This window comes from Marinobacter sp. SS13-12, from assembly GCF_030227115.1.
GTDB lineage: Bacteria > Pseudomonadota > Gammaproteobacteria > Pseudomonadales > Oleiphilaceae > Marinobacter.
Genome location: NZ_JASSUA010000001.1, coordinates 2,405,148 through 2,427,971, shown reverse-complemented (window position 1 = coordinate 2,427,971; position 22,824 = coordinate 2,405,148). Strand labels below are relative to the sequence as shown.

At 57.9% G+C, this 22,824-nt stretch carries 16 protein-coding genes; 7 read left to right on the top strand and 9 right to left on the bottom strand.

The window, feature by feature from the left end:
• Nucleotides 1-32: 32 nt before the first annotated feature.
• On the top strand, nucleotides 33-1,049 hold the full coding sequence (locus tag QPL94_RS11095) for a polysaccharide deacetylase family protein (protein WP_502881543.1): 1,017 nt from the start codon (nucleotides 33-35) through the stop codon (nucleotides 1,047-1,049).
• An 8-nt stretch (nucleotides 1,050-1,057) separates the two neighbouring features.
• On the opposite strand, the gene QPL94_RS11090 is transcribed toward QPL94_RS11095, so the two are convergent.
• Genes QPL94_RS11090 through QPL94_RS11075 form a run of 4 tightly spaced genes read right to left on the bottom strand, consistent with a single transcriptional unit; the run spans nucleotide 1,058 to nucleotide 5,650 of the window.
• The gene (locus QPL94_RS11090) at nucleotides 1,058-2,083 is read right to left on the bottom strand and encodes a MalM family protein (RefSeq protein ID WP_285357350.1); all 1,026 of its coding nucleotides are present in this window, start codon (nucleotides 2,081-2,083) and stop codon (nucleotides 1,058-1,060) included.
• A gap of 35 nt (nucleotides 2,084-2,118) precedes the next feature.
• On the bottom strand, nucleotides 2,119-3,744 hold the full coding sequence (locus QPL94_RS11085; RefSeq protein WP_285357348.1) for an OmpP1/FadL family transporter: 1,626 nt from the start codon (nucleotides 3,742-3,744) through the stop codon (nucleotides 2,119-2,121).
• 37 nt (nucleotides 3,745-3,781) lie between these two features.
• A complete protein-coding gene (locus QPL94_RS11080; RefSeq protein ID WP_285357347.1) occupies nucleotides 3,782-4,792 on the bottom strand; it encodes a transporter in 1,011 nt (336 codons plus the stop codon).
• 57 nt (nucleotides 4,793-4,849) lie between these two features.
• On the bottom strand, nucleotides 4,850-5,650 hold the full coding sequence (locus tag QPL94_RS11075; protein ID WP_285357345.1) for a C39 family peptidase: 801 nt from the start codon (nucleotides 5,648-5,650) through the stop codon (nucleotides 4,850-4,852).
• A 252-nt stretch (nucleotides 5,651-5,902) separates the two neighbouring features.
• On the opposite strand from QPL94_RS11075, the gene malT reads away from it, so the two are divergent.
• Nucleotides 5,903-8,659, top strand: coding sequence for an HTH-type transcriptional regulator MalT (malT, locus tag QPL94_RS11070; RefSeq protein WP_285357343.1), 2,757 nt, complete (start codon nucleotides 5,903-5,905; stop codon nucleotides 8,657-8,659).
• Nucleotides 8,660-8,684: 25 nt separating this feature from the next.
• Here malT and QPL94_RS11065 read toward each other — a convergent pair whose 3' ends face one another.
• Together QPL94_RS11065 and QPL94_RS11060 are read right to left on the bottom strand one after the other, a co-directional pair.
• On the bottom strand, nucleotides 8,685-10,148 hold the full coding sequence (locus QPL94_RS11065) for an SLC13 family permease (protein WP_285357342.1): 1,464 nt from the start codon (nucleotides 10,146-10,148) through the stop codon (nucleotides 8,685-8,687).
• Nucleotides 10,149-10,168: 20 nt separating this feature from the next.
• Nucleotides 10,169-10,489, bottom strand: coding sequence for a TraR/DksA family transcriptional regulator (locus QPL94_RS11060; protein WP_137434805.1), 321 nt, complete (start codon nucleotides 10,487-10,489; stop codon nucleotides 10,169-10,171).
• A 155-nt stretch (nucleotides 10,490-10,644) separates the two neighbouring features.
• Between QPL94_RS11060 and QPL94_RS11055 the strand changes: the two genes are divergently transcribed.
• The 4 genes from QPL94_RS11055 to malK all read left to right on the top strand — a co-directional run bounded on the left by QPL94_RS11055 (nucleotide 10,645) and on the right by malK (nucleotide 16,839).
• On the top strand, nucleotides 10,645-12,366 hold the full coding sequence (locus QPL94_RS11055) for a diguanylate cyclase domain-containing protein (protein ID WP_285357341.1): 1,722 nt from the start codon (nucleotides 10,645-10,647) through the stop codon (nucleotides 12,364-12,366).
• Nucleotides 12,367-12,456: 90 nt separating this feature from the next.
• Nucleotides 12,457-13,818 (top strand): sodium:solute symporter family transporter, encoded by a 1,362-nt coding sequence (locus QPL94_RS11050; protein ID WP_285357340.1) that lies wholly within the window; start codon nucleotides 12,457-12,459, stop codon nucleotides 13,816-13,818.
• Between the two features lie 250 nt (nucleotides 13,819-14,068).
• On the top strand, nucleotides 14,069-15,685 hold the full coding sequence (locus QPL94_RS11045; protein ID WP_502881521.1) for an alpha-glucosidase family protein: 1,617 nt from the start codon (nucleotides 14,069-14,071) through the stop codon (nucleotides 15,683-15,685).
• A gap of 38 nt (nucleotides 15,686-15,723) precedes the next feature.
• Complete coding sequence (gene malK, locus QPL94_RS11040; RefSeq protein WP_285357339.1) at nucleotides 15,724-16,839, top strand: maltose/maltodextrin ABC transporter ATP-binding protein MalK; 1,116 nt, start codon at nucleotides 15,724-15,726, stop codon at nucleotides 16,837-16,839.
• Nucleotides 16,840-17,031: 192 nt separating this feature from the next.
• On the opposite strand, the gene malG is transcribed toward malK, so the two are convergent.
• The 3 genes from malG to malE form a co-directional block, all read right to left on the bottom strand.
• Entirely contained in the window at nucleotides 17,032-17,922 is an 891-nt protein-coding gene (gene malG, locus QPL94_RS11035) for a maltose ABC transporter permease MalG (RefSeq protein ID WP_285357338.1), read from the bottom strand.
• Nucleotides 17,923-17,932: 10 nt separating this feature from the next.
• Nucleotides 17,933-19,426, bottom strand: a complete 1,494-nt coding sequence (gene malF / locus QPL94_RS11030) for a maltose ABC transporter permease MalF (protein ID WP_285357337.1) — start codon at nucleotides 19,424-19,426, stop codon at nucleotides 17,933-17,935.
• A 107-nt stretch (nucleotides 19,427-19,533) separates the two neighbouring features.
• On the bottom strand, nucleotides 19,534-20,733 hold the full coding sequence (gene malE / locus QPL94_RS11025) for a maltose/maltodextrin ABC transporter substrate-binding protein MalE (RefSeq protein ID WP_285357336.1): 1,200 nt from the start codon (nucleotides 20,731-20,733) through the stop codon (nucleotides 19,534-19,536).
• A gap of 262 nt (nucleotides 20,734-20,995) precedes the next feature.
• Here malE and QPL94_RS11020 point away from each other — a divergent pair, with 262 nt between their 5' ends.
• Nucleotides 20,996-22,822: an alpha-amylase gene (locus QPL94_RS11020; protein WP_285357334.1), complete on the top strand. Its 1,827-nt coding sequence runs from the start codon at nucleotides 20,996-20,998 to the stop codon at nucleotides 22,820-22,822.
• Nucleotides 22,823-22,824 lie beyond the last annotated feature (2 nt).

Genomic DNA, 22,824 nt, shown 5'->3' with positions numbered 1-22,824 from the left:
TCACAGAGGACGACACAATGGTAAAACGAATGATGACCCGATCACTTCTGATGGCATCCCTTGCCGGCTTTGCCCTGAGCGCGAAAGCCGATCTCGTGGTGCTCCAGTATCATCATGTCAGTGATTCCACACCGCCATCCACCAGCACCTCAGTCTCTCTGTTCGAGGGCCAGATGGACATGATCGATGAGCTGGGAATCGAGGTTGTGCCCCTGGAGTCCGGAACCCGCGCGGCTCTAAACGGCAAGCTGGATGATCGCAAACAGATTGCCATCACCTTTGACGATGCCTACGAATCCGTCTATTCCAGCGCGATACCAGAGCTCGAAAAGCGGGGTTACCCTTACACGATATTTGTGAATACCGATGCCATAGGCAGCCATGGCTACATGACCTGGGACCAACTTGAGGAGGTGCTTGACAAAGACAGCGTGACCATCGCCAACCACAGCGAAGACCACGGCCACCTGGCGAGGCGTCCGGATGAAAGCAAGGCCGCCTGGGCGCAGCGCGTGGAAAGCAGCCTGGACACCGCGCAGGAAACCCTCGCAGACAGGCTTGGCATTGACGTTCCGATGTTCGCCTACCCCTATGGGGAATTTGACGAAGCCCTTGAGGGCAAGATCACGGAGCGTGGATGGCTTGGCTACGGCCAGCAGTCCGGTGCCATCGGCGCCACATCCGGCGCCACCCGCCTGCCCCGGTTTCCTATGGCCAATGCCTACGGGCAGCTCAACAGCCTTGAGAACAAACTTCGTAGCAAGGCGCTACCGGTCGATGCCAACGAACTTCCTGATGGCGTTATCGAAGAGAATCCACCAACACTGTCGTTCCCCGTCCCGGAATCCATAAGCACAGACCGGCTGACCTGCTTTGCGTCCGGACAGGGGCGTGTGGATTTTGAGGTTTCCGGGGACCAGGTCATGCTCAAGGCCCCCGACAGTTTCAACAGCCGTCGTTTTCGCTACAACTGCACCCATCCCGCCCCGGATGGCAGTTTTTACTGGCTGTCGCAGCAATGGCTGGATCTGAGTAAGCCGGAAGACTAGTCTCCCGCCTACTCGCCTTCCCTTGAAAGGCCCAGCTCGCCGGTACGGGTGTGAGGAATCGCCTCAGGCCCGTATTTTCCCTCGAAAACGGTTTGCCCCGCCAGGTCGTCGTCGCGCGTGAAGATAACCATCCAGCGCTCGCCCCGGGCGGGAAATACCGGTATATAGGCCTGGAGATAGCCGAGACTGTGCCAGGATTCCGGCACATACTCCGCAACCAGATCGGTTACGATACGGGATGGTTCAAAGGACGCATCCAGAAAAGCAACGGAGGGAACAAAAACCCCGTCGTTGGCAAACGATCTGAGGTGAAGAATAAAATCGTTGTGCGTTTCCGCTGATGGTAACCTTACCAGTCGATACGGGCTGTCACCGGTACTGAACGAGTGCACCGGCGCTGTTTCGTCCATATCAATGCCAAACTCCCTTCCCTGCTGCCACTCCTCCGTCTCTGTCTTGTCCAGGTTCCGGCAACACTGACGGGACCATTGTGCAAAGAAGGATTCAGTGTCCGGCTCCATGGCCAGCACCGCCATGGCTTCGGGATCAGCGCCCTCTGGCAGGCCGGTGCCCCCGGACTTTTCCCCTGGCTGGTGTATGCTGGCCTGAGTCAGCTGAACTGGCGGTTTGATACGCCCCTTTTCGACGGCGGATCGGGTATCCGGCTGGTAGTAGCTGACACGGAAGTTACCTTCGGCATCCCGCCAGGTGAAATAGGGCTGGGGTTCGCCCGGACGGATATAACCGTCTTTTTCCAGCTGGTTGCCGTCAGGGTAGTTTTCCAGGTTGAATTCATCGTCGACCTCTTCCGACGCTGAATCCTCGCGGGTATCGCCTTCTCCTTCGCCCCCTTCTTCATTTTCCTCGTCGCCATCGTCGGCAGCTTTCGGTATCGGCGTATGCCGTACCCGGCCCTGCTCATCGACCCAGGTAAAATAGCCCTCGCGGCCTGCTGACGAGTCAGGACCAGAGGACTGGCATCCTGCCATGGCGACGACCAGACAAATGACAACCAACAAATGGCGTTTATACATCGGGGCTGATGACCCTGTTTGCACGCGCTTTCGCGTCAGAATTTGGTGCGGAAACTGAGACCCGCCATCACAACCCGTAGCGAGGTTTTTACATCCAGTCCTGCGTAAGGGTTGTAGATAATATTGGTTATATTGTCACAGTTAAGGTTACAACTGCCATTGGCCGGAATGGTTTCGATGGACTGCAGGTAGCTCAGGTTCATGTCGATCTCAGTGTCCTTGTCCCACTGATACCCCATTCCGACACTGTAAAGATTGGCTCCACCAAACGGCGCCATGATGCTGCGCTGGTCGTCAGGAATGACCGAATCGCGGATTTCCACACCCGCTCGAAGATCGAGGCGGGATGAGGCGTGGAATTCCAGGCCAAAGCCCCAGTTCCACTGGTCGGTAAAACCGAGCGGCAATCTGAGGGTGCTGGGGGTGGCATTCTCCGGCGAAAGAATCCTCGCGGCGTTAAGGAATTCCAGGTTGCGATCAAACCGGAACACAAACGCGTCCCACTGCTTGTAATCGGTCCAGCCCACATCCACGTTGACGGTCAGCTTGGGATGAACGTCGACACTGATACCGGTCTGGAAATGCTGGGGATAGGTCAGATCCATGGAGACGTTACCCGCCTCCCTGGGTGCACCGGATGGCAGGCTGAGTATCGCTGAGGTGATAGCACCCAGAACCGAACCATTGACGCTCTGCCAGAAGCCGGACCAGTCGTCGGTATACTCGATCTCGAAGGTACCCTTGAGATTCATGTCGGCTTCAGAGGTATAACTGGCGCCCCAGGTAAACCAGTCATTCGGTTCCCACATCACACCGAGGGCGTATGTTGGCGACAGGGTTTCCTGGACATTGATACTGAGTGCACCGATATCATCCCAGGGCCCGACATTACCACCGCAAAGCGCCAACCAGGGCTGGAGAGGCTCGTCACCACTTTCGCAATTGAAGGCATCCTGAAGCACTTCTGCAACGCCCAGCAGCATATTCGGGGCACGCATGTACTGATCGGCCGCAACGCCCATGTGGGAGAGATGGATACCGGCACCAACCGACCACTCGTCATTGATCTTGTACCCGACCGTGGGGGACAGATAGGTCGTACGCTGAAGGGCTGTGGCCTGGGGCATATAGCGGCCCGGGTCATCCTTGTCACGATAGTAACCGGCGGCCAGCGGAAGATAAAAGGCATTACCGAAGGTCAGTTTCGAACCCGGGGGATTGATACTGATACCGGCAGAGGGAGCAATGGCCGGCCCGGGAGGCGTCCGAAGTATGCCAAACCCGGGCACGTAGAGCGCGACGTTGTTGGTGTGACTGTGTTTGTTGGCAACCGGGTCGCGCTGTTTGCCGGTCAGTGGATCAGTCTCCAGGCCATCGATGCCGAAGATTTCATAGCCTTCCGGGGCGTGGAAGTCCGCATCAATATCCAGATAGACACTCATCAGATTCACTTCAAGCTGACGACCATCAAGCTTTGTCAGGCCCGCCGGATTGTAGTGAATGGCCATGATGCCGGGGGGATCTGCTGTAACCGCGTTCCCCAGTGCCAGGGCCTTTGGGTGAATCGTCAGGTTCTGTGCCAGCTGCGCCTCGACACCACAGGTCACCGAGGCCGCCATGATGGCACCGGCAATCCGTTTCTTGTGGCTGGTTATACCCATGAAATCTTCCCTTCCCGTAAAACGTCAGAGGCTGGATTCACTCTTTGAGACCTGAAAATCTGATGGGCAGGGACACGCCCAGCGAGAAATCCGGTGCGTCTTCGGTCAGGCCGATACCAAGACTGGTATTCACAATGGTGGTATCACTCACACGGGTGCCGAGCGACATGCTGAGAAAGCCGCTCATCTGGTCCTGGGCAACGGCCTGGGATCCATCACTGAAGGAAAGTATGGTTTCGTCGCTGTAACTCAGTTGCGCCGAGATGCTGAGGGAAATGTCGTAAGACAGTGAGTAGGCGAAGCCGCCAGATGCAGAGAGACCAAAGCCTGGCTCAATCTCTTCCAGTACCCGAGCACCCCTTACCTGCTGCAGGTCGGTTTCCGGAATGTTGTAGGTTGAACTGACGGAGCCGAATACCACCACCGGGTCCAGGACTTTCGAAGCACTAACACCCGCCGCCAGAGAGTAATAACCGCTACCGGTGGATAGCTGTTCGTCGATATCGATTTCATAGGGACTGACGCCGGTCTTGGACGTGAACGTCCCGAAAACCGTGGTGGACATCTTCCCTGGCACATACGAGAAAGGTTGCCAGCGAGCCGTGGCGGATATGTCACCCACATCGTAAACGCTGAGTTCATCCTGGGTGTCATGCTTGACCACCAGCGGAATGCGGGTACCCACTGTCAGGTTGTCCAGCAAACCAAAATCGTAGGAGAAGGCATTGGTGAAGCTGTGTGTGGCAGAGGGCACAACATCCAGATTACGAACGGAGCCGTCGGTAATCGCCAGGTCCAGGCGTTGGTCGCCGGTGTAGGAGTAATCGAAGGAGTAATTGAGCGCGTGAGTGCCCTTTTTCTGCAACGAATAGCTGGTCTCCGCTGACTGGAAAACCTCCTCCAGCTGTTTCGAGGAATCTTCGTCACCCTCCTGTTTTGCAAGCGCTTCCCTGGCCTGGTCTACGTTTCCTTCCTGCGACAGAGCCGTGGTTGCGTAAAGGCCAGTCACGGAAAAAAGGATAAAACCTCGCACTAACCAACGATTCATCCTGACTCCCTTATTTTACTTGTAATGGTTCCTGTACGGGGCGTTGCGCCCTGCACGTTAATTGCGACGGTAGAACAGCTGCTTTCTGGTATTCTCGACACTGCCGTCCGGATTGTTTTTCTGGCGTTCCAGCATGTTCCGGATCCGGCGTTCCGTTGACTCGTGAAACTCGGGAATCTTCTGAAGCGCCAGCAACGTCATTGTCTGGTCGTCCACAAACCGCAAATCCTCTTCCTTCAACTCAAGGTAATCCAGTGGTTTGTCGCTGCCGGGGAAGACAATGAAAAGCACATTGTCGTCCCACTTTTCCTCGAACTGGGCAAGCGTAAAAGAAATGTTGCCGACCGCCGGGTCAGCCAGGTATACCCGACCGTCCCGGATGGTTCGCAGCACCACAAAATGCTTGAAGCCTGCATGCTGGATGGGGACGATCGCCGGGTGGTCCAGGTCAATCAGATCATCAATGGTGGCGCGGAAGCCCCCGGACGGATAACCCAGGGCGGTCACCAGGCGCTTCATATCAAGCATGGAGAAGGCTCGCCGCTGAACGATGCGCTCGCTTTCTCCATAATGAAGCAAACCCTCCATAACCTGCCGCTCCCCGAGGTTCCTGCCCAGGTAGAAATTGAGTACGGTAGTCAATGCCGCGCTGCCACAGCTGTAGTCATAGGCCTGCCGCACAATGTTGCGGAATTGCTGCTCTACCAGCGGCTCCACACGTGTGTCGGTTCTCAGCTCAATGGGGCTGGTATCAAAATCCTGCTCAATCACGATGGTGCCCTGCTGATAAGGCTCAACAATGACTGCCTCCTGGGCCATGGTGAACGTGAGGATGGATCCGGCGAGTACCAGCAGCATGGTCAGACGAAGTCCCTGTTATTATTAGACATGACGTTTCCCGAGTTACATCTTGTTACGGTAAGATACCGAAATCGCTAATCCCTTAAAGATAACTGTGCCTCAAATCTGCCGCTGCAGATGGGGCCCTCTCTGCCGGTTTTGAGAACTGGTTCATGCCCGCCCGAACACACCAGAGATAAGTTGACGCCGAAGTTGAAAGCCGGTATCACATCCAATGCCATTGTCTGACATCCATTACTGAAGATCCTGATGACAACAACACTGAAGCCGGGACAACTGACGTTCATTGCCGCCAAAAATCAGAGCCCTCAACCCCCACCGGCCTTACTGCACCGGGAAAAGTTCAATGACCTTCTCCATGGTCTTGAGCCGGTAAGTCTGTTACTGGTCCACGCCCCTGCGGGCTACGGCAAGACCACCACCGTTGCCGACCGCCTCGGAGCAATTGAAGCAAACACCGCCTGGTACCGGCTGGAAGTCGGAGACAATGACCCGGCGAGATTCGCAGGCTACCTGGCCAAGGCGCTGGAAGTGGCAATGCCCGGAAGCTGTCCTGCCACACTTCGAAAACTGCAGGACAGCGGATTCGAAGATCTGGAGAGCTTTCTCACAGATCTTCTGGCGGAGTTACCGCTGGATGAAGACCCGCTTTACCTGGTGCTCGATGACTACCACCTGATCGACAACCCGGACATCCATGATGCATTGCGATTCCTGCTCCGGCATCAGCCGGCCTGCCTGACGCTGGTACTGATTACCCGGACTATTCCCCCCATCGGCGTTGCCCAGCTCCGCATGCAGGGCCGAATGGCTGAAATCACCTCCCGCGACCTGGCCTTTGGTGCCGATGAGGCACAGCACTATTTCGACAGCCGGCTGCCGTTCGAGATTTCCCGTGAGAGTATTGAGAGAGCGGTAAGGCGGGTTGAGGGCTGGGTGTCAGCGCTTCAGCTATTGTCCGCCTCGGCAATGACCAGCCTTGAATTCAACGATTTTGTCGATCAACTGGAGTTCGGCAATCAGCATATCTTTGATTATTTTGATGAGCTGGTTGGCCACGGCCTGACCGAGCAGCAACGCAAGTTCCTGTTGCGTACCAGCATACTGGACCGTTTTAACGCGCGAATGGTCATGCGGGTAATGGATGACAGCGACGGCCAGGCATTGCTAAGCAGCCTGCTGGCCATGGGGCTGTTTATCACCCCTGTGGACAACTCCGCCCTGTGGTTCCGCTACCACCCGCTGTTCTCCGTCTACCTGCGACATCTGCTGAGCTGCACAACCGAGGAAAACAGGCAACAACTGCACCAGCGTGCCTGCGATGCCTGGCTGGAGCTGGATCACGCAGAGGAAGCAGCCCGGCATGCCATTGAGGCAGACGACCCCGAGCGGATCACACGGGTACTGACCCTCCACGGGCGCAAGTTTTTCACCGAAGGTCAGTTCATTCTGCTGCAACGCTGCCTCGACGCCCTGCCGCAGGACATCATTGCCCAGGACCCTACACTGACCCTGCTCCGCGCCTGGGTGGCCCAGGGTCAGTATCAGTTTGATGATGTTGAAAACTGGTTGTCGGCTGCCGAATCCAGGCTGGCCGCCTCCATGACCGAGGACACCCAGCGGGCGGTGTACGGTGAATTCAGCGCTATCCGGGCCCAGGTAGCCATGAACTACGGCGATGGCGAACGGGCACTTGCACTGGCAAAGGAGGCCATAGACCAGGAGGCCCGCTACCTGCCCACCTCCCGGGTGGCCGCCGCTTCCGTCATCGGGGAAGCCCTGTTCGTTCAGGGCGAACTCGACGAGGCCCTGGCCCGCATGCAGGAAACCGAGCACCTTGCGCGGGCCCACCAGGCCCACCAGAACGTGATCTGGGCACTGTGCCAGCAATCCGAAATCAGCGTGGCCATGGGGCTATTACAGAAGGCCTATAATATCCAGGAACGTGGTTTCCAGTATGCTGAGGAAAACAACCTCAACCACCTTCCGATTCTGGAATTCCTGTTCCGCATTCGCAGCCAGATCATGTGGGAATGGCACCATCTGGAGAACGCCGAGCGCTGCGCCCTGCAAGGCATCGAGATTCTGGAAGCGCAGGGGGAACGCTGGTACGTGCAGAGTTATACCTCGCTGGCCAAGGTAGCCCACGCCCGGGGCCGCCAGAGCCTTTGTGCCGACTACATTGCCAAGATCCAGAAAATGCTGGCCTCCGGTGACTATCACCTGGACTGGGTGGCCAATGCCCACGCCACCATGCTGGCCTACTGGGATGCTGTGCGGGATCGTGACGCCATCCAGCGCTGGCTGACCATTGCACCGCCCGTGGATCCTGACACCGCCACCAACCACTTCAACCAGTGTAACGGCCGCAACCGGGCCCGGGCCTACATGAGCCTTGGTCTCTACAGCAAGGCACAACCACTGCTGTCCGGCTTGCAGACCGTCGCCGAGCAGGTCGGGCTGAAAACCGATCTGAACCGCAATCACATTGCACTGTCGTTGCTGTACTGGAAGACCGACGATCGGGAGAACGCCCTCAGGCATATGGTGACGGCGCTCCAGCTGGCCAGCACGACCGGTGCGGTTGGCAGCTTCCTGCGCATGGGCAAGGTTCTGATTGTGATCCTTAAAGCGCTGATCAACGATGAAGCCATCGACGGCATGGAATTGCAGCGGGCAGAACGTCTGATCCAGCTGGCGCAGCAGCAACGTGACTTCAGCCGTGCCATCCGCATTTCGCTTGATGAGGCCATCATTCAGGACATCATTGATCGACCGGACGTGCCCGAACTGATCCGGACGTCACCGCTGACCCGCAGGGAGTGGCAGATACTGAGCCTGATACATGCCGGCCTTTCCAATGACCAGATTGCCGAACACCTGAAGGTGGCCTCGACCACGGTCAAGACCCATATCCGCAGCCTCTACCAGAAGCAGAATATCAGCCACAGGTCCGAGGCCATCGAGCTGGCCAAGGACCTGTTGAGCAAGATTCAGGGAGAATGAAACCGGGGCCGCACAACAGCCCCGGTCAGATGGTAAAGACCAGACCAAGCAGTAGGTAGCTGAGCGCCGTCACCACTACGATGCCGAGAAGATTCAGGGCGAAACCCGCCCTGATCATATCCTGGATCTTCATGTGGCCGCTGGAGAAAACGATGGCGTTGGGCGGAGTCGCCACTGGCATCATGAAAGCGCAACTGGCGGCAATTGCGGCCGGCACGGTCAGTAACAGAACCGACATCTCCTGGGACATCGCCAGGGCCCCGAGCAACGGAAGGAATGCCGCCGCCGTAGCGGTATTGCTGGTGACCTCGGTAAGGAAAATAATAACCCCTACCACCAGGGCAATCATCACCAGGAACGGCAGATGGCCAGCCACCGACAGGCTTTCGGCGATCCACTCTGCCAGGCCGGAGCTACTGATCACTCCTGCCATGGCAAGGCCACCGCCAAACAGCAGCAATACGCCCCAGGGAATCCCCTGGGCGGTCTCCCAGTCAAGCACGAATTCGCGCTCTTTCAGGTTTACCGGAATCAGGAACATGGCGATGGCCGCCGCGATGGCAATGCCGGTGTCGCTCAGCCAGGGCATCAGCCCATCAGACAACAGTGGCCGGAAGATCCAGGCCGCTGCTGTCACCACGAATACCAGCGCCACCAGCTTTTCCCCTTTCTGCAAGGCGCCAAGGGCTTTTAGCTCGTCCCGGATCATGTCGCCACTGCCGGCCTGACTACCCAGCGCGAAATCCTGGCGGGTCAGCCACCACCAGGTCAGTGACAGCATTACCAGCGACACAGGCACCCCCAGCAGCATCCACTGGGCAAAACCCACGGAGATACCCTGATTCTCACTCAGATAGGCTGCCAGTAATGCATTGGGTGGAGTCCCTATCAGCGTGGCAATGCCACCAATACTGGCGGAATAGGCAATAGCCAGCAGTAAGGCTGTGGCGTAGCGACGAACGCCCTCGGGGTTGGGAGAGTCCATCATTGCAATCACAGAAAGACCAATGGGTAGCATCATGATCGATGTCGCCGTATTGCTGACCCACATGCTCAAAAAGGCGGTGGCGATCATGAATCCGGCAATCTGGCGCCGTGGCTTGTCACCCACACCACGCAGTGTCAGTAAGGCAATCCGTCGGTGCAGGTTCCACCGCTGCATTGCCAGGCCAAGCGTAAATCCACCGAGAAACAGGAAGATGATGGGGTTGGCGTAGGGTGTTGTTGCATCCTTGATACCACCCAGGCCGAGCGCCGGGATCAGCACAATCGGTATCAGCGCCGTGGCGGGAATGGGGATCGCCTCGGTGGACCACCAGGTTGCCATTAGCAGCATCAGCCCCAGCGCTGCCCAGGCCTCGGACGCCATCCCTTCCGGGGCCGGGAGGACCAGCACCATAAGCAGGAAAAGGGGCCCCAGAATCAACCCGATCACCCTGCTTTTCGGCAGCCCGTCGAGTTTATTGTCGGAACTGGCAGCTGCTGACATCAGGCCTCCTTTTTACCGGATCATTCGTCTGCGCATTTCACACATACCGTGGTATAGGGTAGTACCTGCAACCTTCGCGGGTCTATTTCCTCCCCGCAGCTCTCACATTCATCCCCCAGTCCATTGGCCAGCCGCTCCAGGGCACGTTCTATCTGGGCCAGTTCAATGCGGGTTTCAGTTTCCAGAGAATCCACCACCTCGTCGTTCTGGGTCTGGACGGCCTGTTCTTCCGAGTCTTTCTCCAGGGCCCCATCCTGCCGGTGCTGATGGGCCTCATACTTTGCCAGCCGCGCTTTCAGATCAGCGCGAAGGGTTTCCAGTTCCGATTTGCGATTGCTCATTTGGACCTCCTGTGCCGGGGATTTCCCCGAATAAATTCCACCTACAGTAAAGCATATGACTGACAGGCCTTTGACGCTTGTCAAAATTGCCTGACCTGATCCAGTCCAGAATAACGTCAGGCAACTCTGCAAAAAATGAAAACCAAGGAGACTCAATGGGGCCGCAATTTCCCATTTCCCGCATCATGCATAGCGGCATGCTGCTCCAGTGTGCACCGGATACCACCATTGCGCAGGCTGCAGCACGTATGGCGGATCAGGCGGTAAGCTCCATTCTGGTCGTTGAGGGTGGTCGGGTTGCCGGCATCTGGACGGAACATGATGCATTGGCCGTGGACTTTTCAGACTCTGCCATCCTGCAACAGCCCGTGGCATCAGTAATGAGCGCACCGGTTGCCACTCTACCGCATTCCATGGAAATAGGAGCGGCAGCCGTTGAGTTTCGTGAACAGGGCCGCCGGCATTTTCTTGTAGTAGATGACGAGGACTGTCCCATTGGCATCCTCTCCCAGACCGATATGGCCCTCAACCAGGGCCTTGAGCCTTATTTGCGACTGAGGGAAGTCAAGGCCGTCATCCCGCGTCCGGCGGTTGTCGTTGATGGCACCATGCCCGTATCGGCCGTGGCCCGCCAGATGCACAGCCAGCATACCGATGCTGTTGTGGTGAAATGCGACAAGGGGCTGGGAATACTAACCGAGCGCGATATTGTCCGCTTTATCGCCCGTCACGTGGGCAACAGTCCCGCGTCACAGCTTGCCACCCAACCCCTGCTTTCCGTGCACGAAACAGAGCCATTGATCCATGCCAGGGATTTGCTGCTGGAAAAGCACATCCGACATCTTGCAGTCACGGGCAGCAATGGCGATGTCATCGGGCTGATCGGCTACCACGACATGCTCTCCGGGGCGGAGCGGATGTATCTGGAGGACTTGCGCACTGCCCTGGAACAACGGGATCAGGCACTGGCCAGGTCCCGCAGGACATTACAGCTGGCGGAGCGGGTTATTGAGTCTTCGTTTGAGGGCATTATGGTTACGGACGCCAATGTCACCATCGAGTTCGTGAATCCCGCCTTTACCCAGCTCACCGGCTATTCACCCGAAGAGGTCATAGGGAAGACGCCAGAAATCCTGTCGTCCGGCCGCCATGATGCAGACTTTTACCAACGGATGTGGCACTCGCTCACAACCGACGGCTACTGGCGCGGCGAAATCTGGAACCGTCGCAAAACCGGTGAACTCTACCTGGAACTGCTGACCATCACGGCGATTACTAACGACGATGGCGAGACCACCCATTACGCCGGGCTTTTCACCGATATTACCCAGCACCGCAGGAATGAGGAACAGATCCGACAGCTGGCGTACTACGATGCACTTACAGGTGTGCCCAACCGGCGTCTGCTCGAAGACCGGCTGGAACATGCCATCCGTCACGCGCACCGCAAGGAGATGCTGTTGGCCGTCATGTTCATGGACCTGGACCATTTCAAGCAGGTCAACGATACCCTGGGCCATGCTACCGGTGACGAACTGCTTCTGCAGTTCACTCACCGGGTTCAGGGTTGCCTGCGTGAAGACGATACCCTTGCCAGGCTGGGCGGTGACGAATTCATTGTCCTGTTGCCGGAGATGAACCATGTCGACGACGTGCACCATGTCGCCCGCCGTCTCCTGGGAATTGCAAGCCAGCCCTATCATGTGGGTGGCGAGCAGGTAACCGTCGGTGCCAGCATCGGGGTCAGTCTCTATCCAGAGGATGGCACCAGCGCCAATGAGCTGATGCAGGCCGCCGACATTGCCATGTACCGCGCCAAACGGGAGGGTCGCAATCTGTATTGCCTCTTCCACCCGGAACCCGCCGTAACCGCCTGACGACGTTGCCAGTTCAGCAGCCCCTTTGGTCGCAGCGCCGCCCTGAATGTGTCAGTATTCCCGGCTTCACGACAGGCGGAGAACACCACCATGTTTTACACTACCGTTGCTGCCCTGGCAGCTGCCCTGATTCTTTTTACCTGGCTGGGAATGCGGGCGCGTCTGGCTGATGGCGGCCTGGACGACTATGTAACTGCCCGCAACAGCCAGGGTGCCCGGGCTCTGGGGTTATCGTTCCTGGCTTCGGGCATGGGTGGCTGGATACTGTTTGCGCCCCCGGAAGTCGGGGCGCTGGTGGGGCCCATTGCCCTCGGCGGTTACGCCCTGGGGGCGGCGCTGCCATTTATCGTCTTTGCTTTCTGTGGCCCGGCCATTCGACGCTACCTGCCCCAGGGCCGCAGTATCGGTGAATTTGCCCAGGCCTGCTATGGCAACGCTGTTCGCCGCTACGTGTCATTGATCTCCGTGCTCTACATGCTGTGTTTCGTCACCGCGGAATTGACCGCCATTGGTGCCATCACCTCGATGCTCTCCGGCGTCAACGGCAATCTGGCCGTGTTGGGCGTGGCCATTGCCACATTGATCTACACCGCCTGGGGTGGCTTGCGCGCCAGTATTGTCACCGACCAGTGGCAGGCCTTTTTGCTGATTGGTCTGCTGGCCATTGTCGGCTTTGTGGCCATGGAGCGGCTGCCTGAACTGACCACATCGAACGCACCGTCGGCGCCCGTTGGCAGTGCTCTGGGCGTCGCCCTGACGCTTGTGATTGCTGTTACGGCCGCCAATCTGTTTCATCAGGGCTACTGGCAGCGACTATGGTCGGCTCGGGACACGTCTGCTCTGCGACGGGGTGCCCTGTTTGGTGGTGTAATCACCATTGCGGTGGTGGTTGCGGTGGGCGCCCTGGGAATTGCCGCCGCCATGAGTGGGGTCGATCTCGGATCCCCGCCCATTCCCTTCTTTGCCCTCCTCTCGGGGGCGCCTGCGTGGCTGACGATTCCTGCCCTGGTACTGGCCTTGACCCTGGTGGCCTCATCAGTGGATACCCTGCAAAACGCCCTGGCGTCCCTGGCGGTCACGGAAAAACAGGGGCTCTCCATTACCTCGGCACGGTGGATTACCGTCATCCTGATGATCCCAGTGGTTATTGTGTCACTGCAGGGTGTTTCAGTATTGAGGCTGTTCCTGATTGCCGACCTGCTATGCGCCACGGCCGTTATACCGGTGCTGATGGGCCTCTGGAAACGAATGACAACCACAGCAGCGGTAATGGGTGGCCTTGCTGGTCTGGCCGGGGCGATTATTCCCGGCTGGGTCACTGGAGGCAGCCTGATGGCCGGTCTGGAAGTCGCAAGCTTTCCGGGCGGAATTCCGACGCTGCTGCCATTTGTGGGCGCCCTGGTCGGGTCTACCCTCGTTAGCCTGGCGCTGGCCTTTGCTGCCAGGAGGTAGTAACTACTCCGCTCCCGGACTGTCATCCCCGCCGATAACTGGATCGACAGGGATGACAGTCACTCTCCTTCTGTAGTCATATTCATCTCATCCCCTCTACGCCCCCCTCCTCCCCCGGGCTACGCCAACAAAAAGTGCGGCAGGAGGATGAACGGCCCGTGGCTTGATCGCACTATGCATTAAGCGATTACCACGGAATGTTCCGTTCCAGACAATAACAATCTTTCACCGTCAGGGTGTTAAGCGAGGCATGATGATCAAAAACCCGGACTGGTGGCGTGGCGCCGTCATTTACCAAGTTTATCCACGCAGCTTTAACGATTCCAACGGCGATGGTATCGGTGATTTGCCCGGGGTTACCGCCAAGCTGGATTACATCGCAAGCCTGAACGTAGATGCGATCTGGCTGTCGCCGTTCTTTACCTCCCCCATGAAGGATTTTGGCTACGACGTTTCAGACTATCGCGACGTGGACCCGATATTCGGTACGATTGGAGACTTCGACGAGCTGATTGCAGAAGCCCACAAGCGCGACCTGAAGATCATGATCGACCAGGTTCTGAGCCACTCCTCGGACCAGCACCGCTGGTTTGTCGAAAGCCGTTCCAGCCGCGACAACCCCAGATCGGACTGGTATGTGTGGGCGGATGCCAGCAAAGATGGTACACCTCCGAACAACTGGCTCTCGGTTTTTGGTGGCTCAGCCTGGGCCTGGGACAGCCGGCGCAAGCAGTACTACCTGCACAATTTCCTGGCCAGCCAGCCGGACCTGAACTTCCACAACCCCGAAGTGGTGGATCAGGTACTGTCGGACGTCAAGTTCTGGCTTGACCGGGGCGTGGACGGTTTCCGCCTCGACGCCATCAACTTCTGTTTCCATGACCCCAAGCTGCGGGACAATCCTCCCAGCGATGCGGTTGCCGAAGGGTCCATTGGTGTGCGCAAGGAAAACCCCTACGCCTACCAGTTTCACAAATACGACAAGACCCGCCCGGAAAACCTGGCTTTCCTGCAGCGGCTGCGTGCGCTGCTTGACCAGTATCCCGGAACCACTACCGTGGGAGAAATCGGGGACGACAACTCCCTGGAAACCATGGCGAAATATACCGGTGGCGGTGACAAGCTCCACATGGCCTATTCCTTCGACCTGCTGACCGAGCAACGTGGCGCAGAATTTTTCAAGAAGACTGTCGACTCCATCGAGAAGAAACTGACCGACGGCTGGCCCTGCTGGGCCATAGGCAACCATGACGTAGCCCGCGTGGCCAGCCGCTGGGAAGCCGGTTCAGCGCAGCAACTCAAAGCCTACATGGCCATGCTGCTGACCCTGCGGGGCAGCGTCTGCATCTACCAGGGCGAGGAGCTTGGCCTGACCGAAGCGGAGCTGGAATACCATGAGCTGGTTGATCCCTATGGCATCAACTTCTGGCCTGAGTACAAGGGCCGGGACGGCTGCCGCACACCGATGGTCTGGCACCACCGGGAAACCCATGGTGGTTTCTCCGATGCGCGCCCCTGGCTGCCGGTTTATGATGAACACTACAATGCAGCGGTTGCGGTCCAGCATGACGAGGAGAATTCCATCCTGCAGGCGTATCGCGCTTTCCTGGGATGGCGTGCACAGCAGCCGGTTCTGCTCAAGGGCGATATCGAGTTCCTCAAGAGCCCGGACGAAACTCTGGTTTACACCCGACATTACGAGGGTGAAACCCTGCTGGTGGCACTGAACCTGACGGACAAGCCAGTTCGGATCACCACGCCAGCTCCTGGCCAGCCAATCAAAGGCACCCCGGACTTTATCGGTGGTTCCTGGAAAGGCCGGCAACTCGAGCTGCAGCCATGGGGTGTCGAGATTGCATCACTCTGACCCCCTGCTTCCATAGATCAAACAAGAAGACCAACGTTATGGCCAGCGTCACACTACGAAACATCTGCAAGAGTTTTGACGAAACCCAGGTAACCCGCAACGTGAACCTGGATATCGATGACGGCGAGTTTGTGGTCTTTGTCGGCCCGTCCGGGTGCGGCAAATCCACCCTGCTACGCATGATCGCGGGGCTGGAGGACATCACCTCCGGTGACCTGTACATTGGTAACGACAAGGTCAACAACCTGCCACCCAAGGAGCGTGAAGTGGGCATGGTGTTCCAGTCCTACGCCCTGTACCCCCACATGAACGTGGCGGAGAACATGGCCTTCGGCCTCAAACTGGCCAAGACCAACAAGACCGAAATTGACCGTCGCGTTAACGATGCCGCCAGGCTTCTCCAGCTCGACAACCTGCTGGAGCGTAAGCCGAAAGACCTGTCTGGCGGGCAGCGCCAGCGTGTTGCCATTGGCCGCACCATTGTGCGGGAACCCACGGTATTCCTGTTCGACGAGCCATTATCCAACCTGGATGCTTCCCTTCGGGTACAGATGCGCATCGAAATCTCGCGCCTGCACAAACGCCTGGACGCCACCATGGTGTACGTCACCCATGACCAGGTGGAGGCCATGACCATGGCCGACAAAATCGTCGCCCTGGACAACGGCACCATCGCCCAGGTTGGCAAACCCATGGAGCTTTACCACTACCCGGCCACGCGGTTTGTAGCCGGGTTTATCGGCTCACCAAAAATGAACTTCGTCGACTGCGCTGTCGAGAAAGCCGACACCCAGTCCGTTACCGTGACCCTGCCCGGCAATCATTCCCTGGAAATCCCCGTCAACGGTCACGAACTGGCAGCCGGTGAAACCGTTAGCCTGGGTGTCCGCCCCGAACACCTGACCACAGGCGATGAAGCCGACATGTACATGGACGGCGAAGTCACCGTGGTTGAACGGCTGGGCTACCAGACCCTGGTGCACATGGACGTCAACGGCGTGGACGGTGTCATCACCATGCGCACCGACGGCAGCGACCCGATCCAGGAAGGCACCAAAGTCACCCTGGGCTTCAACGCCATCAAATGCCATCTGTTCCGCCAGGACGGCAACGCCTGCCCCCGGCTGTACCGTGAGCCCTGCATTGATTTCTGATTTGCTCTGACACCTTTTCAGGGGCCGGTTCGTCACGTACCGGCCCTTTTTTTGTTTTACTAGCCAGAGCCTGGCCGCTACTGTCCAGCGATCACGAAAATAAAAAAGCCCGGTCAGCAGGGGGGATTAGCCTGACCGGGTCGCGAAGTGCAAAAGAAGGAAGACGCAATGCTCGCGGAAGGGATGGTGGCGTCAGCCTTTGACGCCACCGGCAGTAAGCCCGCCAACAATCCATTTCTGGCAGTAAAGGAAGATCAGAGTGATGGGGAGCCCCGAGAGCACTGCTGCGGCGGCAAAATCGCCCCACAGATAGTTCTGCTCATACAGGTACTGTTGCGCCCCCACCGCCAGGGTCAGCTTGTCGGTATCCACCAGCAGCACGGAAGCCATCGGGTATTCCATGATGGTCATGATGAACGCAAGGATGAACACCACTACCAGTATGGGCACAGACAGCGGCAGCAGGATGTAACGGAACGCCTGCCAGGTGGTGGCTCCATCCACTATAGCCGCCTCCTCCAGGGAGCGGTCTATGGAGTCGAAGTAGCCCTTGATGGTCCAGATATGCAGAGCCATGCCCCCCAGAGACGCGACAATCACCGCACCGTGGGTATTCAGCCCCAACCAGCTGACGTGGTTGCCTATCTTGTCGAACAGGGCATACAGCGCCACCAGTGATAACACCGGTGGGAACATCTGGAAGATCAGCATGGACTTGAGCACGAAGCCCTTACCCGCAAACCGCATGCGGGCGAAGGCATAGGCGCTGGTGGTGGATAGCGCCAGGATCAGCACCGCGGAGACCACCGCAATCTTGATGGAGTTCCACAGCCACAGCAGCACCGGGAATGGCGGCTGGGTTACCGTGCCGTCTTCACCGGTGTAGGGAATGCCGAGCGCCAGATACCAGTGCTCCAGCGAGGGATTCTCCGGCAGCAGGCTGCCGGAGGCGAAGTTACCACTGCGGAAGGAGATGGAAATCACCATCAGCAGCGGAAACAGAATGATCACGATGAATCCAAGCATCCCGAGATGGGATGCCAATACGCGATACTTCGTGGAGCGGGGTTCAACCATCGCCATGGGTAGCTCCTTAGACTTTGACTTTGGACAGTTTGAGGTTGATCAGCGACAGGGCGCCAACCACCAGGAAGATGGCAGTGGCGATGGCAGCCGCCAGGCCAAAGTTCTGTCCGGAATCCTGGAACGCGATACGGTAGGTGTAGCTCACCAGCAGGTCTGTCGTGCCTGCAGGTGTGCTGGCACCGATAATATCGGGCGCACCACCGGTCAACAGGGCGATCAGGACGAAGTTGTTGAAATTGAACGCAAAGCTTGCAATCAGCAGCGGCATCAGCGGCTTGATGATCAGCGGCAGGGTGACGTTGAACAGGTTATTCACCGGCCCTGCCCCGTCCATGGCGGATGCTTCGTACAGATCCCGTGGGATCGCCTGCAGCAAGCCCATGGTGAGCAGCATCATGTACGGGTAGCCAAGCCAGGTATTGACGATCAGGATCATCGTCCGGGCCAGTGCCGGGTCGCTGAACCAGTCCGGCCGTATTCCGAACAGGCCTTCCAGCACCAGGTTGATCTCACCGAAGTTCTGATTGAACAGGCCCTTGAACACCAGTATCGAGATGAACGCAGGCACCGCATAGGGCAGAATCAGCATGGTGCGATAGAAGCCCTTGCCACGAATCTGGTCCCACTGCAGCAGATTTGCCAGTAGCAGACCGAGTGCCAGGGTGAACACCACTGTCGCCACCGCGAAGGACAGCGTCCACACGAAGATCTCGAAAAACGGCCCACGAATGCTGGGGTCGGATACTACTTTCAGGTAGTTGTCCCAGCCGATGTTGACGGTCCACCCCGGTGACAGGGTCTGGCCGTCCGCGCTGCGGTAAAAGCCGGTATCGTGATCCGGGAAGTAGGTGACGTCAGTCTGGTTGTCGGTAATGCTGCCATTGTCGTGCAGCGTGAACTGGTCGTTGATCGCGGCGAATGCACGCAGGCTGGCCATGCTCAACTCCCGGCCATCCTCGGTCAGCAGTTCCAGTTGCGACAGTTCCGACCTGAGCTGGATGATATCCCGGATTGCCAGTGGCTCTCCCGCTGGTTTCCCTGAGGCAGGCAATACCGGTGCGCTGGAATCCGAGCTATCCAGGGCCAGCGGTGCCGATACCAGGTCCTGGTGTTCCCCTTCCAGATAGATCACGTAACCGGCGTCGGTATCGTAAAGCTCGTAGTTGTAGCGAACGGAATCGGACTGATAGGTCCGGTCCAGCAGGTTTTCCTGTACCCGCTCAAAGCTCAGCAAATTGCTGGCGCTGTAGTTGGTAAAACCAATACCCACCGTGTACATCAGCGGGAAAATAACAAACAGCCCCATGCCCGCTACGGCGGGAAAGATGTAGCGGTGGGCGTAGAGTTTTTTGTTGACGAAGACAAATACCGCTGACGCCGTCAGCACCAGGAACAGCATCGCGAACACGAACTCCTGCTGGGCATACAGTGCCAGTATCAGGTAGAGCGCCATTCCCACCAACGCAGCCAGGGCGCCCCACTTCAGAATCATTCGGGTCATTGAAAGTCTGCTTTCGGTTCCGGGGGAGGACAGGGTTTCCGTTATCATTGTAGTCAGCCCGTTAAAAGCCGCCGGCAAGACTGCCGACGGCACTTTCATTTTTGGTGTTACCGGGTAATGCGTTTTGCTGCAGAGTTCAGGGCATCCTCAACGGATTGTCTGCCAGAGGTGATGTTCTGCAGAGCCGGGCCCATGGATGACCAGAAGGCGCCCATGGCGGGCACACTTGGCATGGGCTCACCCAACTCGGCGTTCTCGAACGTTGCGGCAATGTTCGGGTTCGACGACAGCTCGTCCATGAATTCCTTATTGGCGACAGCGCCCAGGGGAACGTCGTCGTTCACCATCTTCAGACCCTTGATGGACAGTGCGTAGTTCTCCAGGAACTCCACCGCCAGATCCTTGTTGGGGCTTGCGGTGTTGAGGGTTGCCGCCATTACGCCCACCATCGGCTTGCTTGGCTGGCCGTCAACGGTAGGCAGTTTGGCAACACCGAAATCAATACCGCTCTTCTTCAGGTTGCCCCAGGCCCAGGGGCCGTTGATCATCATCGCCACTTCGCCCTTATTGAACCCGGACTCCATGGCGCTGTAGTCCGCACCACGGGGCATTACCCCTTCTTCAATCAGGGTGGCCAGCATATTGGCCCCTTTCATGGCACCCTCGTTATTGACGCCGGTGTCCTTGACGTCATAGGTGCCGTCTTCGTTCTGGGCAAAGATATAGCCACCGGCCGCGGCGATCATCGGCCAGGTGAAGTAGGTGTTGTTGTAGTCCCACAGAATGGCGCGCTTGCCATCTTCCGCCAGTTTTTCGTTGATGGCAGGGATGTCTTCAAAGGCTTTTGGCGGCTCAGACACCAGATCCTTGTTGTAGATCAGGCCGATGGACTCGACGGCCATGGGGTAGCCGTACATCTTGCCGTCGACCGTCACCGCATCCCAGGTGAAATCAAAATTGGCATCAACCACCTTTTGTGATGGCTTGATCTCGGAAATGATGCCGCTCTGCGCCCATTCGCCGAAGCGGTCGTGTGCCCAGATAAAGATGTCAGGGCCGTTACCGGTAGCGGCGGACTGCTGGAACTTGTCGGTGGCGCTGTCGGGGTGGGCTACTTCAACGGGAATACCGGTTTCTTCGGTAAACCAGTCACCCACTTCCTGCAGGCCATCATAACCCTTGTCACCATTGATCCAGACCAGGAGTTTGCCTTCCTCAATCTCGGCATGGGCAGGTGCAGACATCCCGAAAGATGCTACAACAATGGAGGCTGCGAGTGTGCTGCGGATAAAAGTTCGACGATTCATCAGGTGATTCCTCTGCTTGTTCTTGCCTTATTCTTGTTGTCCGCCCTGGCACGAGGTTGGCCGGACGGGCTGAACGCAAATCTTTCTATTGCGAGTAACCGAACTGTGTTGCAATTTGCCGTTGCTGGCATCAGCCCTGATTTCATTCCCTGAGGCGTAGAACGGGGGAGTAGGGAGGCGTAGCAAATTCCGTCTACCACCCTCCCCCCGGGTCTGGTCTGATTGCGGTACGACAACAATAAATGGAACCGGAGCCCATTGCATGAATTCATACCCGAAAAAACTCAGATTGACCGCCAGCCTTGTGACGTGCCTCTCTCTTGTCGGCTGCGCCAGCGGCCAGTTCGAGACTGCAACCCCTCCTTCAGACAACCCCGGCGCTTCAACCAGCGGCGGCCTCTGTGTTGCGACCCGGTCCGCAATGACGGTTTCCGTGGGTGACACGTTTACTGACGGTGAATGGGTGCGGGATTTCTACAGCGGGAAAAAAGCCCGGGTGGCAGACGGCAAAGTCACACTGACCCCCGCACCGGAATCCGAAGGGCTGTTATTGCTTGAGGCTGCCGATGCCCCTCAACAAAGCTTCAACTGGGCCGGCGCCACGGTATATTTTACCTTGACTGACCGCTTCGCCAACGGCCGCACCGATAACGACCGGAACTACGGCCGCCAGCCCGACGGCAAGGACGAAATCGGTACCTTCCATGGCGGGGATTTTGCCGGACTGACGGAAAAGCTGGAATACCTTAAGGAGCTGGGCGTCAACGCCCTCTGGATCACCCCACCCTTCGAGCAAATTCATGGCTGGGTTGGTGGCGGCGACCGGGGCGATTTCCAGCACTATGGCTACCATGGCTACTATGCCCTGGACTTTACCCGCCCCGACGCCAACTTCGGTACCCGTGATGAATTCCGCACCCTGGTTGAAGAGGCCCACGCCCGCGGCATACGTGTGGTGATGGACGTGGTCATGAACCACCCCGGCTACTCCACACTCCAGGACATGCAGACCTTCAACTTCGGCGGGCTCCGTGACGGCTTCGAGAAGCACCTGCCGGAACAATGGGGCGCGTGGCAGCCGGAGTCCTGGGAGGATTTCCACGCCTACCACGCCCTGATTGACTACGATCACCCGGACTGGACCAACTGGTGGGGCAAGGACTGGGTTCGCGCCGGCATCGGAGATTATGACACCCCACCCAATGCCTCCATCGATCCGGTACGGGGTTCGCTGGCTTTCCTGCCGGACTTCAAGACCGAATCTGACCAGGCAGTCGACCTCCCGGTGTTCCTCAGGAACAAGGACAACACCCGGGCGGAGCAGCTTGATGATGCAACGGTGCGGGATTACCTGATCACCTGGCTGACAGACTGGGTGCGTGAGTTTGGCGTGGATGGTTTCCGGGTCGATACCGCCAAACACGTGGAGCCGGAAGCCTGGCAGGAACTCAAGGCGCAAGCCCAGGAGGCACTGGAAACCTACCGTAGCAACAATCCAGGGCAACCGCTGCCAGCGGAGAACTTCTGGATGGTGGCGGAGGTGTTCCCCCACACCGTCACCCGCAGCAGCTACTTTGATGCCGGCTTCGATGCGGTGATCAACTTTGACCTGCAGGAAGAAGCCCGGGCCGGTGCCACCTGCCTGTCGGAGATGGAGCCCATTTACAGCGATTACGCAGAGAAGATGAACGGCGACAGACCTTTCAACGTCATGAGCTACATTTCATCCCACGACACCCAGCTGTTCAGCCGCATCGCAGACAACGATCCTGCCATGCAGAAGCGCGCAGCCAGTGCCTTGCTGTTTACACCGGGCACCAGCCAGATATTCTATGGAGATGAATCCGGGCGGCCGTTCGGACCCACTGGTTCCGACGGTCACCAGGGCACCCGTTCCGATATGAACTGGGAAGACATTGAAAGCGGCACGGCGGCGCCGGTACTGTCCCACTGGCAAACGCTCGGTCAGTTCCGGGATCGCCACCCGGCCATCGGCGCTGGCGAACACCAGCGCCTCAGCACCGAGCCCTACGTTTTTTCAAGAACCCATGGTGACGACCGCGTGGTCATCGCCTTCGGCAAGGAGTAACC

Bases quoted from the DNA above. Each gene is read 5' to 3' on its own strand.
- QPL94_RS11095 (WP_502881543.1), top strand. From the start codon at position 33: ATGACCCGATCACTTCTGATGGCATCCCTTGCCGGCTTTGCCCTGAGC.
- QPL94_RS11090 (WP_285357350.1), bottom strand. From the start codon at position 2,083: ATGTATAAACGCCATTTGTTGGTTGTCATTTGTCTGGTCGTCGCCATG.
- QPL94_RS11085 (WP_285357348.1), bottom strand. From the start codon at position 3,744: ATGGGTATAACCAGCCACAAGAAACGGATTGCCGGTGCCATCATGGCG.
- QPL94_RS11080 (WP_285357347.1), bottom strand. From the start codon at position 4,792: ATGAATCGTTGGTTAGTGCGAGGTTTTATCCTTTTTTCCGTGACTGGC.
- QPL94_RS11075 (WP_285357345.1), bottom strand. From the start codon at position 5,650: ATGCTGCTGGTACTCGCCGGATCCATCCTCACGTTCACCATGGCCCAG.
- malT (WP_285357343.1), top strand. From the start codon at position 5,903: ATGACAACAACACTGAAGCCGGGACAACTGACGTTCATTGCCGCCAAA.
- QPL94_RS11065 (WP_285357342.1), bottom strand. From the start codon at position 10,148: ATGTCAGCAGCTGCCAGTTCCGACAATAAACTCGACGGGCTGCCGAAA.
- QPL94_RS11060 (WP_137434805.1), bottom strand. From the start codon at position 10,489: ATGAGCAATCGCAAATCGGAACTGGAAACCCTTCGCGCTGATCTGAAA.
- QPL94_RS11055 (WP_285357341.1), top strand. From the start codon at position 10,645: ATGGGGCCGCAATTTCCCATTTCCCGCATCATGCATAGCGGCATGCTG.
- QPL94_RS11050 (WP_285357340.1), top strand. From the start codon at position 12,457: ATGTTTTACACTACCGTTGCTGCCCTGGCAGCTGCCCTGATTCTTTTT.
- QPL94_RS11045 (WP_502881521.1), top strand. From the start codon at position 14,069: ATGATGATCAAAAACCCGGACTGGTGGCGTGGCGCCGTCATTTACCAA.
- malK (WP_285357339.1), top strand. From the start codon at position 15,724: ATGGCCAGCGTCACACTACGAAACATCTGCAAGAGTTTTGACGAAACC.
- malG (WP_285357338.1), bottom strand. From the start codon at position 17,922: ATGGCGATGGTTGAACCCCGCTCCACGAAGTATCGCGTATTGGCATCC.
- malF (WP_285357337.1), bottom strand. From the start codon at position 19,426: ATGACCCGAATGATTCTGAAGTGGGGCGCCCTGGCTGCGTTGGTGGGA.
- malE (WP_285357336.1), bottom strand. From the start codon at position 20,733: ATGAATCGTCGAACTTTTATCCGCAGCACACTCGCAGCCTCCATTGTT.
- QPL94_RS11020 (WP_285357334.1), top strand. From the start codon at position 20,996: ATGAATTCATACCCGAAAAAACTCAGATTGACCGCCAGCCTTGTGACG.